Source organism: Paenibacillus algorifonticola (assembly GCF_000971975.1).
GTDB lineage: Bacteria > Bacillota > Bacilli > Paenibacillales > Paenibacillaceae > Pristimantibacillus > Pristimantibacillus algorifonticola.
Window position 1 is genome coordinate 1 of the sequence record NZ_KQ040785.1, and the last position, 11,905, is coordinate 11,905.

Here is an 11,905-nt window from a genome sequence, read left to right on the forward strand (position 1 = left end):
GGAACGGCGGGCATACGTCATCTACACATCCGGGTCGACGGGACAGCCGAAAGGCGTAGCGGTGGCGCACCGTTCTCTGACCAACCTGGCATGCTGGCACAACCGGGCATTTGAGGTGGCGGAAGCGGATCGCAGCACCAAGTTTGCGGGGTTCGGCTTCGACGCATCGGTGTGGGAGGTATTCCCTTATTTGATCGCGGGCGCATCGCTCTATGTCATTCATGACGAGATCCGGCTGGACGTCCGGGAGCTGAATGCGTACTACGAGCGCAATGGCATTACGATCAGCTTCCTTCCGACGCAATTTTGCGAGCAGTTCATGGAACTGGATAATCGCTCGCTCCGGGTGCTGCTGACGGGCGGAGACAAGCTGAAGACGTACCGGAAGCGGAATTACCGGCTGGTGAACAACTATGGCCCGACGGAAAATACGGTAGTCGCGACCAGCAGTCCAGTGGAGAAGCTGGAGTGGAACTTGCCGATTGGCAGGCCGATCGACAATGTGAGGGCGTATATCGTCGGCCGTACAGGAGGGCTTCAACCGATCGGAGTACCCGGAGAGCTGTGCCTGGCGGGAGACGGGCTGGCGCAAGGCTATTTGAACCGTGAGGAGCTGACGGGCGAGAAGTTTATCGACAATCCGTTCGAGGCGGGGGGAAGGATGTATCGGACGGGCGATCTGGCCAAGTGGCTGGAGGACGGAAATATAGCGTATATGGGAAGGATCGACAGCCAGATCAAAATACGGGGTTACCGGATTGAACCAGGCGAGATTGCGCAGCGGCTGCTGGAGCATGATATGGTAGACGAGGCGGCGGTGGTAGCGAAGGAGCAGGCTGGAGGAGAAAAGCAGCTGGTAGCCTATATTGCAGCGCGGCAGGAATGGAGCGCTGCCGAGCTGCGCAACTGGCTGGCCCAGACGCTGCCGGACTATATGATTCCGCGGCATATGGTCGCTATCGAGAGAATGCCGGTTACCGCCAACGGCAAAATCAACGAGCTCGCTCTTCCTGAGCCGAATGACATGCCGGCTGCTTCGTATAAGGCCCCTGCCACGCTCACAGAATGCAAGCTTGCAGCTATATGGGAGGACGTATTGGGCGTTCAGAATGTCGGCATATTCGACAATTTTTTCGAACGTGGAGGCCATTCGCTGAAAGCAACACAAGCGGTGTCGAGGATTAATGAAGAGATGGGAATCAGCCTTTCGCTGCGGGAATTTTTTGAAGCACCTACCGTCTACGGACAGTCTCGTTTCTTGGATGCTGCTGCCGTCAATAAGTTCGAGCAGATTCAGCCCCTTGAGAAGAGGGAGCTATATCCTGCTACCTCATATCAAGCCTACACTTATAAGGTAGCTATGAATAATACGGCATATAACATCCCTCAAATGCTGTTAATAAAAGGGGAGCTTGATGTTGAGCGCTTGAGTAACTGCTTCCGACAGATGATTGCTCGTCACGAAGTGCTCCGCACATCATTCGAGAAAGTTAAAGGCGAGCTGATGATGCGTATTCATGACGGGGTTCCGTTTGCGCTTAACGTTGAGCCTGCCCGGGAAGAAGAGCTGCCTAGATTGGCTAATGCGCATATTCGACCGTTTGATCTCGGGCAGGCACCGCTCCTTCACGTGAAGCTTCTTCAAGTGGAGGAACAAAAGCACTTGTTGATGTTTGATATGCACCACATTTTGTCTGACGGCACTTCATTTACTGTATTCTTTAATGAGTTAATGACGCTGTATGCCGGCAAGGTGGAACTTCCTGAGATCCGTATTCACTACAAGGACTATGTTGCTTGGAAATTCGATCAAATCCGAGACGGTCATTTGAAACGCGAAGAGGACTACTGGATCAATAAGCTATCAGGAGAGCTTCCGATCTTGCAAGTGCCAACGGATTATCCTCGACCGGGAACCCATCAGATGGTAGGAACGCAATATAAATTCGAAATCGGGGAGCAGCTGACGCAGCGTCTCAGGCAATACAGCCTGCAGCAAAATACGACGCTGTATATGACGCTGTTAGCGGCGTATAACGCGTTCTTGATGAAGTATTCCGGAGGTCAGGAGGACATTATCGTTGGAACATGGGCCGCAGCGCGTACGTCGCAGGAGCTGGAGAGAATGATCGGCTTGTTTATCAACTCTATACCGTTACGAAATTATCCGAAGCCGGATAAAACCTACTCCCAGCTGCTGAAGGAAGTAAAAGTGACGTTATTGGAAGCGTATGATCATCAGAATTATCCGTTCGAGCTGCTGGTTGATAAGCTGAATGCTCCCCAGGATCCGAGTAGAAGCGCAATCTATGACACGGCTTTCTCCTTCCTCAATATTGAACTGCCTGATATCCAGGCGGAAGGTTTAAGCATAACGGGATATCCGTTCGATTGGAACGTGGCCGAATATGATTTTTATTTGGCAGCGGCTGAAGGAGAGCATACGCTCTCTATGGAACTCGCCTATAGCACGCTACTGTTTACAGAGGATACGATTGTAACGATGGCTGACGATTTTGTTACCGTGCTGCAGCAGGTGATGGACGATCCAGAGCTGAAGCTGGGGCAGCTTCAACTCCCTGGGCTCCAGTCTTGCGCAAGTACGTTGACGGGGCTACAAGCATAGCAGTACGAAGTTACTGTAAGGATTGGTGACGGTAAAATTATTGGATTTTGGGGTGATTAGTTGCGTTACTCAGACGATTTAGTCAAAAAGCACGAGCACAAGGGTGGAGTAAGAAATGGCGGAGCAATCCTTTTTATCGTAATGACCGTTTTGTTGGCTGGAGGCCTGTTTTTCTTTCTTCGGCAAATGGATGTGGGCGCGTATACCATTAACGCATCGATTGTGACCGTTATCGTGCTTATTCCGCTGCTTTTTTATTTTCTTTGCATGAAGTCGGGCTCCCGGCCAAAGGAATTTGTTTATGTCGTATTTGTAGTGTCGGTAGGACTCGTATATTGGTTAACTCCTGTAGAGCAAAGAGGTTTCCTGCAGTCGATCTTACGATGGATGGTTCCCGTTCTGGAGATCATTCTCGTACCATACCTCATCTATCGGATCTATACGATCGTCAAACGCTACAAAGCGGTAGATCGCAAAGAACAGCTGCAGCCGATTGATATTATGCGGGAAGCTTTGCTTCCCGTATTGGGCAATGGTGTTGTTCTGGAGATCGTATTGTCCGAGATGAGCGTCTTCTATTATTCGTTAGTCGTCTGGTTTAAGAAACCGAAAATGCCCGAATCGGGTTACTATACGTATCATAAAGAATCACAAGTGAAGATGACCGTAATCGTCTTTGTAATTCTCATCGCCTTAGAGGCGATAGGCTTGCATTTTCTCTTGAGCCGATGGAACGAAGTGCTGGCCTGGATTTTGCTTGTTCTTAATGTATACGGTATTTTGTACATGATCGCCCTGCATAATTCGGTACGTTATCTTCCGATTACATTGAACGAAGATCATCTTGCCATACGTTTAGGTTTTCAAAGCAGCATTGTCATACCAATCAGCAGCATTGAGTCCATTGGCAAGGCGAAGGGGCTTAATTTCGGAGACAAAGTATCGAAGGATACTTATCTTGCTTACATGCGAGTAGACGATCCCCAATTCGAAATTCGGTTAAAGCAGCAAATTCCGATGAGAGGCTCCTACGGAATAATGAAGAACATCATGGTAGTGGTAGTACGTGTCGATATTCCGCATGAATTCTCGGCCGAGTTAGAACGTTTGATCAATCGGGAGCAGGCCTAATCATGCAGGAAAAGGGGAAGTAAAATGTCAATATTTGAACAATTCGAATCGAATGTGCGATTCTACTGCCGTTCCTTTCCGCTCGTATTTGAACGGGCGAAGGGAGCAATGATGTACTCGGAATGCGGAAAAGCTTTTATCGATTTTTTTGCAGGAGCAGGCGCGTTAAATTACGGACACAACAATGACTATATCAAGAACCGGATTGTGGATTATATCAAGAACGACGGTCTGACGCATGGTTTGGATATGTACACGGTAGCCAAGAGAGAATTCATGGAAACGTTCGTCGAGAACGTGTTGAAGCCTCGCAAGCTTGACTACAAAATTCAGTTCTCTGGCCCGACAGGAACGAATGCGGTAGAAAGTGCATTAAAGCTGGCTCGAAAAATAAAAAAGCGTCCTGAGGTATTCTCCTTCATGGGGGGGTTCCACGGCATGTCGCTCGGAAGCCTGTCGGCTACAAGCAATCGGCAGAAACGCGAAGGAGCGGGGGTTCCGCTGCACAATGTTACGTTTATGCCCTTCCCATTTGGATTTTTCGAATCCTTCGACACGCTAGCTTATTTAGAGCATGTACTATCAGATAGCCATTCTGGCATTGATAAGCCTGCGGCGATCATTGTTGAAACGATCCAAGCTGAAGGAGGGGTCGTCGTGGCGTCTGCTTCTTGGCTGCAAGGGCTTCGTGAAATATGTGACAAACACGATATTTTGCTCATTTGTGATGAGATACAGGTAGGGTGTGGACGAACGGGTACTTTTTTTTCATTCGAGCAGGCAGGCATTGTACCAGATATCGTAGTGATGTCTAAATCGATAAGCGGATTTGGAATTCCGATGTCGCTCGTGTTGATGAAATCCGAGCTGGATATATGGGAGCCAGGTGAACATAACGGAACGTTCAGAGGACATCAATTAGCTTTCGTTGGGGCTGCGGCTGCACTGGAATATCGTGAGATGATAGATTTGGAGGGTGCTGTGGCAAGCAAGGAGCAATATGTCAGGAGCTATCTAGAGGAGCAGGTAAAGCCGCTGCACCCCGGTATTAAAATTCGTGGCGCAGGATTGATCTGGGGAATCGATCTGACAGAGGCGGTTGCTCCCAGTGCAGTCGAAGAAATCCAACAGCAGTGCTTCCGCCAAGGATTAATCGTAGAGACAGCAGGCCGTGCAGACAGCGTGTTGAAAATCATGCCTCCGTTGAACATTGAAATGGAGTTGTTAGAGAAGGGATGCTTGATTTTGCGTGATGCGATAAGCTCGCATATGTATGCCGAGACTGTCATTTAGAGACAGGGATTCATATCGAAAAAGAAGGAGTCCATAACAGACATGACCAATAAAGCTCCGAAATTTACGGATCAGCTAGATACTATTTTTTTGACTCCCGCTGCTTCCAGCCGAACGCAATATTTGTATTCGATGGAACAGGCGAATGAGCAGATCCTGTCTCGCTTTGCTTGTCAAGATAAGCCGTATAGCGGGCAATCACCACGAGTGTTGAAACAGCTTGTTCATGACCGATTGAAGTTATTTGCCGACGATGGCGAGGATATCGCGAGTATTTTGAATCAGGTGGGCGAACTCGTTATGCAGCATTCGGTCAATGTGTCCCATCCCGCCTGCTTGGCACATTTGCAATGCCCGCCATTTATCTCGTCCATGGCCGCCGAGGCGATTATTAACGCGATGAACCAGTCCATGGATTCGTGGGATCAAAGTCCGGCTGCAACTTTCGTAGAAGAGCAAATGATCGCATGGCTTTGTCGTGAGTTTGGGTATCGCAAAGAAGCGGACGGCGTGTTTACAGGTGGGGGGACCATGTCCAATTTTATGGGACTGCTGCTTGCCCGAGATCACTTTGCAGCCAAACGATGGGGGTGGAATGTACAGAAGAAGGGTCTCCCGCCAGAAGCGTCTAAGATGCGCATCTTTTGCTCCAAGGCAGCGCATTTTACGATTGTGAAATCTTGTGCCTTGCTAGGTCTGGGGGAACAAGCCGTTATTGCTCTGGATGTTGATGATAACGGAAATATTAGCGTTGATCGACTTGAGGAAGCTATCAAGCACACGACTTCAGAAGGTATGTTTCCTTTTGCCGTCGTGGCTACGGCAGGAACGACTGACTTTGGCTGTATCGACCCGCTGGAAGACATCGCGGCTCTTGCGGAGCAAAATCAATTATGGTTTCATGTGGATGCCGCTTATGGAGGGGCATTAGTGCTTAGTCGCAAGCACCGTGCACGTCTTCTAGGAATCGAGAAGGCTGACTCCATAACGGTAGATTTTCATAAAATGTTCTATCAATCGATTAGCTGTGGGGCATTTCTTCTAAATGAACGATCCCATTTTAATTTGTTGAAAATTCATGCTGATTACCTGAACCCGGAGGAGGACGAGGAGGCGGGGGTACCTAATCTCGTGCTGAAATCTGTACAAACCACACGTCGATTTGACGCAATGAAGCTGTACGTATCATTAAAGGCGACAGGTCTTCGTACGATGGGCGAGATTGTGGACTATACACTTGAGCTGGCTGAGCAGACGGCGTCCATTATTGCAAAGCATCCCTCGCTTCAACTGATCAACCAGCCGATTCTAAATACAATAGTTTTCCGTTACCAGACACAATTAGGTATAAGTGAAATGGAAGACTCGATTAATCTGAAAATTCGTGACATCCTTCTTCGTAAGGGGGATGTTGTGTTAGCTCGTACCCGTTTCAAGGGGAGAAATTGTTTAAAGTTTACCTTGTTAAACCCTAGAACGACCATTGAGGATATTAAGTCCATATTGAAGCAAGTCCAAAGCATTGGACAACATCTGGAACAGATGCTAGATGAAAGGTCTGAAAAGGTGAGACATGAATAGAATCAATCTATTTACTATACCGTATGCAGGAGGATCTGCTGCAATCTATAATAGATGGAAAAAAGAATTACAGCCCTACATTAATGTGATATCGATAGAACTTGCGGGCAAAGGGACAAGGTTCGGAGAGCCTCCTTATTTGGACATAGAGTCAGCCGTTGATGATATATATCAAATGATAGTTTCTAAGACAGGCAGTAGTCCATACGCAATATTCGGCCATAGTATGGGAGGATTGCTGGCATTTGAACTGGCTCATAAAATTCAGAGACGGGGCTTCTACAAGCCAGAGCATGTATTTCTGTCAGGAATGTCAATGCCAACATCAAAAAGGAAAAAGATATATAGCGCTCTGGATGATGACCATTTCATTCATGAGCTAGTCCTGTTAGGTGCGACTCCAAAAGAGTTCGCCGAAAACAAAGAATTAATCGAATTATTCTTACCGATTATTCGAGCGGATTTTTCTCTTATAGAGAACAGGTCTATTCCACACGAGTATCCTGCATTAACGATCAATGTGTCTATACTGTCGGGAACCGCAGATTTAACGACCGATCAAGCTGATTCTGTGGAATGGTCGAAGCTTTGTGGAAGGGAATGCTCTTTTTATCCTATTAATGGAGGACACTTCTTTATTCATTCTGAAGAAGATTCTTTATTGAATATTATTAGTCGTACATTTCAATTTCAATCGGAAAGCTAAAGTGAATCGTAACTATGGAGCATCCATCATGATTCAAAGACGGTATGAACTTAGCGATGAACAATGGGAACAAATTAAGGATATGTTACCGCCTTATAAAACAGGACGTCCGTCAAAATGAAGTAATCGCATCATGTTTAATGCTTTTCTTTGGATCGCTCGTAGTGGTGCCGCTTGGCGTGATTTACCAGAAGAACGTCACGGTTCCTGGAAAACAGCCTACAGTCGTTTCTGCAAATGGAGAGATACGGAATTACTTGTCGCCATTTTCCAAGCCCTTCAGATAGAACCTGATTTTGAAAACTTGAGCATTGATTCAACATCGGTTAAAGCCCATCAACATAGTGCCGGTGCAAAAAAACGCAGAAGGACACGAAGTAAATCAGCACATCGGCATTAGTCGTGGTGGAAAGACGACCAAACTGCATACGCTAGTCGATGGATTAGGAAATCCCCTCGCTTTTCTTCTGACGGGTGGTCAAGTCCATGATTCTGTTCCAGCGAACGATTTACTACAGGAATTTGATCTTACAGGAAGCCACATTCTTGGCGATAAAGCATATGGCTCAGAAGCTATTCGAAGATGGGTGACTGCCAAACAGGCCACCTATACGATTCCACCCAAAGAAAATAGTCGAAATCCATGGATAGTGGATTGGTATTTATACAAAGAAAGCCACTTAGTTGAGTGCTTCTTCAATAAAATCAAACATTTTCGCCGCGTGGCTACCCGTTACGACAATCTAGCAAAGTCATTCCTGTCGTTTGTATACGTGGCTGCCATTTTCAAACTGACTCATTGATGAGTTTTCAGACATGTCCTAGTAAATTCATAAAGGCTATGGGCCTCAGTTTATTTAATTGATACTTCAAAATGCTTAAAGATCTTTACAATAAAGTTTTAAAGATCAGTAACCTAATCAATAAATCAAGTTTCCTGTTGAATTGAATTTGCAAAATACAAAATTTGAGTATAAGTTAATAGAGGTGTAAGGAATTTTACGGAAAACGAAGTAGTAATAAACAAGGCTGTCCTGAGGGAGGGCAATCTCCTGTTCACTGTACTCACTCATTACCGTTTTGCGGCTCTTTCTGTTGCCACTGTTAGGGGTGAGTTTCGCCTTCACCTTATGCTTTCCATAGCCCAAATGGGTATCCATTTCAGCTTTCAGCATCTTCTGGATCGTCTCTGCAAATAGGCCTTTTAAGGCATTCTGTGCATCTTGCGCAGTGACTAAGTAGTTCTCCTTAATAAATTCCCGAAGTTGCTCTTTTCACCAAAGTTCCATGTGTTCTCCCCCAACCTTTCTCTTACTTCCATATTAATGGGTTTGAGAGTTTGCACAATATAGTTTACAGATTCGAGAAAATCGACCGAGTTATCCTTATAGGTGATCAGTATATCTTACATTGAATACCTCTATATATGTGACACGGTAAAGCTGAACTCGAATTGTCTCAGAAATTCATATAAACTAAAGTAGTTAATCTCAACGGACGATAAAAACTGTCTTAAGCATATCATATAAAAACAGCATTAAACGGGCTGTTTTTGTTTCAAACGACGTTATAACCCACATGCGCGTGGCGAGGGGCATATGAAGGTGCTTATGAACATGTGGCTTGAAAAACTGCGCGATACGCATGATATGGTCGTATTATATGGCCAGCGACACCGGAATATCCTTCTGCCCGTTATTCGAGGTTGAAGGAGCAGAAGCCTTTGCGCATAGCATCAACACCTCGCGGCTTGCTTATGTAGAACGCAGCACACAGCAATTGCCGCTTATTTTCAACACCCTCCATCAAAATGCGCTGGGCGTACTGGATAAAGGCAAGTTGATCGGGTATGTGATCGTAAACGAAGCAGGCGATGAAATGTCTGAATTGGAGATGGAAAATACGGACGATATTTCGCGGACCATCAAGGCTTATATGGGATATAGCAAAGCAGAGCGGATTTCTATTTATACGCCAGAATATGATATTTCTCTAAATACAATGCTTGGCAGCATGGCTGAAGACTATGTCATCGAGACATCTGATATGTATCATATTCTGGATTTTGCCAATGTGTTGAAGGCTTATCTGACGCTTAAGCATAAGACCACAGGGATTGTACAGGGGGAATTCTCCGCAGTCATGGACGGTCAACCGATTACTGCGCGAGTGGATGCGAGTGGCGTGACTGTTGAGCGTTCTGCTAAGCAAGATGCAGTTGTCCTTACTAAGCAGCAGGCTCAGGCGCTTCTTCTTACACAGCACAGTCGTTATATGGCAGTTCCTGCGCCCGCAGGGTGGTTTCCACTACCGATATTCTGGTACAAGATTGATAAATACTAAGCCAAGGGGGAATTAAATAACGTCATCCTTATTATCACTTGCTACGGATAGACATATCTTGAATGGAAATCTGTTTGCTTTTGGCGAGGAGAATGTAAAAGGGAAGGGGAGGATTAAAAGCGTGTTAAATTATCGAAAACCAAGATTCTGGATGCTTGGTGTCTCAATTGTTATTATGCTAGCAGTTGGAATTGGATTGATGGAAAATTCTGTAACAAAGGGTGGGAGAGATGCATTAGAACAAATGACTGACTCAGAGAATATATCATCAGGTGAAGAAGTTTCGTTGGAACGACCAGAGAAATCAGCAGCAGAAATATTAAAAGAACTAGCCAATCAACCATTTTCAATTAGTGGGAATCAAATTGGTGATGACGATCAAGAAACCGTAGTCACATTTGGAAAAGCTTTTGTGAATTTGTATACCGGTGCTGTTGCAGAACAAGAAACAGTAACCTTTAGAAATTACATATCTAATGAAAATCTTCTTAAATACACAAATAAAATGTTAGAGCTAGAACAAAGAAAAGAACTAAAGGGAGCAATCAGTGTCCATTTCGGTTTGGAAAATGAATTCAAGGAAGCAGAGCTCAAGAAACTGGACGTAAATCTCTACTACGTAAGTTTACCATTTTCGAACCAAGGGTCTGGAATGAACCTTCAGATGTTAGTTCAAGCTGAAAACAAGGCATTAAAAATCGTTGATTATTATTTTGGAAACAAAGATGGTGTAGATACGATTGCAACAGGACATCCCGCTGATAGAAAGCTTCATGATCCAAAACGATGGGATGACCAAGTGTGGGTTGATGGAGTTTTTGAAAAGCTTGATAAAATAGAAATTTGAACGGAATTTTAATCTAAACGTAATTTTACAAGGAATGAAGCGTTAGCAAATAGCCATACCAAAAGCGCCTTGCCTGCATAACGCAGGGCAAGGCGCTTTTCCCGCTGGTGTCTCCCATTCAGCCTAACGGTTTTGCCCTGATTCCCGCAATAACCTCTTTGTTACCCGATTGGATGCTTGCGAGAGCAAAGCAGCGGCATATGCACGCAATGGCTCCCGGATAAGCTCCATAAATGCACTCCCCCTTCTGCTTCGGATTATACATTCTATTAAAATGGCACAGAGATGTGCTAGTCTCTTAATCTATCAGGCGAAAGTTGATGAATATATCGGTTATGGTTAATCGTCTAGAGCAATCTAGCCTTTCAGTTGCCTGCGGTAATCTGTAGGCGACACGCCAATAATCTTCTTAAACAGCCGTGAAAAATAATACGGGTCCTTAAAGCCAAGCGACAGGCTGACCGCCTTCACGCTTTGGTCGGTAAGGTCAAAAAGCTGGCCGGCCCGCTGCATCTTCAGCCGCAAATAATAGTCGATTGGAGCATAGCCGGTAGATTGCTTAAATAGATGATTAAGATGCTGCTTGGAAATGCGCGTTCGCGCAACCAAATCCTCTAAGGTTAAATGGTTCTCCAGCTGTTCTTTCATATATTGTATAGCCTGTTCAATATAAGCGAGCATTTTCTCATCCTGCTTGCGCCTTGGAATAAGCGAAATGAAGCTCAGCAAATAACGAATCGTTTGCGAAATATGCAGCTGATGAATGACCGAATAGGATTTGGCCGAAAGCAGCTCGTAGCATTGGTTAAATAGCTCGACGATTTTCTCCGCTTCCGGCAGCGATACATGAAGCAGCTCTGCCTCAAGGCCAAGGCTTTCCAGCAGCTGCACCAGCTCCTCGCCCCGAAAGTGAAACCAGTAGATGCTCCATGGATTCGCCGTGTTGGCTCCATAGCTATGAGGGGTGAAGGCGGGAATGATGGAGACGGTTTTTTCCGTTACCTGAATCGTCTCTTCGCCTCCAAGCTTGATCCAGCCCTCACCGTTCGTGCAATAGATGAAAATATAAGAATCGCAGCCTTTGGGGCGCTCTCGGTAATGATGCTTGGCGCGGTGAAAGTAGCCGATATCCGTTACATAGGCTTGGCGAATAATCGGGTGGCTGGTCATCTCCTCGAGCTGGTAGGGGGGCAAAACAATCAGCTTCTCCGTCTCGAAGCCTTGTGTTTTTTTGTTGAGCATGGTGAAGCAAGCCTCCTCGTTCCTTATGGCTATATTGTAAGCGGAGGGAGCTTCCAGCCGCAAGCGCTGCATTAGCGCAAAATCAGAATATGCTCCATTAGGAACAGACAATTGTCAATGGAAAGGCGGGCGCAGG

8 protein-coding genes and 2 pseudogenes are annotated in these 11,905 nt (G+C 45.9%); 8 read left to right on the top strand and 2 right to left on the bottom strand.

Features of this window, described 5'->3' with window-relative positions; genetic code table 11:
- The 6 genes and pseudogenes from WH37_RS05790 to WH37_RS34445 all read left to right on the top strand — a co-directional run.
- Positions 1-2,626: condensation domain-containing protein (locus WH37_RS05790; RefSeq protein WP_156182233.1), on the top strand; the 2,626-nt coding region annotated here is incomplete at its 5' end.
- A gap of 60 nt (positions 2,627-2,686) precedes the next feature.
- Positions 2,687-3,757, top strand: coding sequence for a hypothetical protein (locus tag WH37_RS05795; RefSeq protein ID WP_052736835.1), 1,071 nt, complete (start codon positions 2,687-2,689; stop codon positions 3,755-3,757).
- Positions 3,758-3,781: 24 nt separating this feature from the next.
- The gene (gene ectB, locus WH37_RS05800) at positions 3,782-5,050 is read left to right on the top strand and encodes a diaminobutyrate--2-oxoglutarate transaminase (RefSeq protein ID WP_046229637.1); all 1,269 of its coding nucleotides are present in this window, start codon (positions 3,782-3,784) and stop codon (positions 5,048-5,050) included.
- Between the two features lie 42 nt (positions 5,051-5,092).
- The gene (locus WH37_RS05805; protein WP_046229638.1) at positions 5,093-6,631 is read left to right on the top strand and encodes a pyridoxal phosphate-dependent decarboxylase family protein; all 1,539 of its coding nucleotides are present in this window, start codon (positions 5,093-5,095) and stop codon (positions 6,629-6,631) included.
- Entirely contained in the window at positions 6,624-7,337 is a 714-nt protein-coding gene (locus tag WH37_RS05810) for a thioesterase II family protein (protein ID WP_046229639.1), read from the top strand. The genes WH37_RS05805 and WH37_RS05810 overlap by 8 nt, the downstream gene beginning before the upstream one ends.
- Positions 7,338-7,365: 28 nt before the next feature.
- Positions 7,366-8,140, top strand: a pseudogene (locus tag WH37_RS34445) (IS5 family transposase).
- 228 nt (positions 8,141-8,368) lie between these two features.
- Here WH37_RS34445 and WH37_RS37345 read toward each other — a convergent pair.
- Positions 8,369-8,590, bottom strand: a pseudogene (locus WH37_RS37345) (transposase); the annotation flags it as partial.
- Between the two features lie 409 nt (positions 8,591-8,999).
- Here WH37_RS37345 and WH37_RS05825 point away from each other — a divergent pair.
- Both WH37_RS05825 and WH37_RS05830 read left to right on the top strand, forming a co-directional pair.
- On the top strand, positions 9,000-9,680 hold the full coding sequence (locus WH37_RS05825) for a hypothetical protein (RefSeq protein WP_231594136.1): 681 nt from the start codon (positions 9,000-9,002) through the stop codon (positions 9,678-9,680).
- Positions 9,681-9,801: 121 nt separating this feature from the next.
- Positions 9,802-10,527: a hypothetical protein gene (locus tag WH37_RS05830; RefSeq protein WP_046229641.1), complete on the top strand. Its 726-nt coding sequence runs from the start codon at positions 9,802-9,804 to the stop codon at positions 10,525-10,527.
- 357 nt (positions 10,528-10,884) lie between these two features.
- Here the strand turns inward: WH37_RS05830 and WH37_RS05835 are convergent, their stop codons facing one another.
- Complete coding sequence (locus tag WH37_RS05835) at positions 10,885-11,769, bottom strand: AraC family transcriptional regulator (protein ID WP_046229642.1); 885 nt, start codon at positions 11,767-11,769, stop codon at positions 10,885-10,887.
- Positions 11,770-11,905 lie beyond the last annotated feature (136 nt).

Excerpts from the sequence above, each read along its gene's own strand:
- ectB (WP_046229637.1), top strand. The coding sequence starts at position 3,782 with ATGTCAATATTTGAACAATTCGAATCGAATGTGCGATTCTACTGCCGT.
- WH37_RS05805 (WP_046229638.1), top strand. The coding sequence starts at position 5,093 with ATGACCAATAAAGCTCCGAAATTTACGGATCAGCTAGATACTATTTTT.
- WH37_RS05810 (WP_046229639.1), top strand. The coding sequence starts at position 6,624 with ATGAATAGAATCAATCTATTTACTATACCGTATGCAGGAGGATCTGCT.
- WH37_RS05825 (WP_231594136.1), top strand. The coding sequence starts at position 9,000 with ATGGCCAGCGACACCGGAATATCCTTCTGCCCGTTATTCGAGGTTGAA.
- WH37_RS05835 (WP_046229642.1), bottom strand. The coding sequence starts at position 11,769 with ATGCTCAACAAAAAAACACAAGGCTTCGAGACGGAGAAGCTGATTGTT.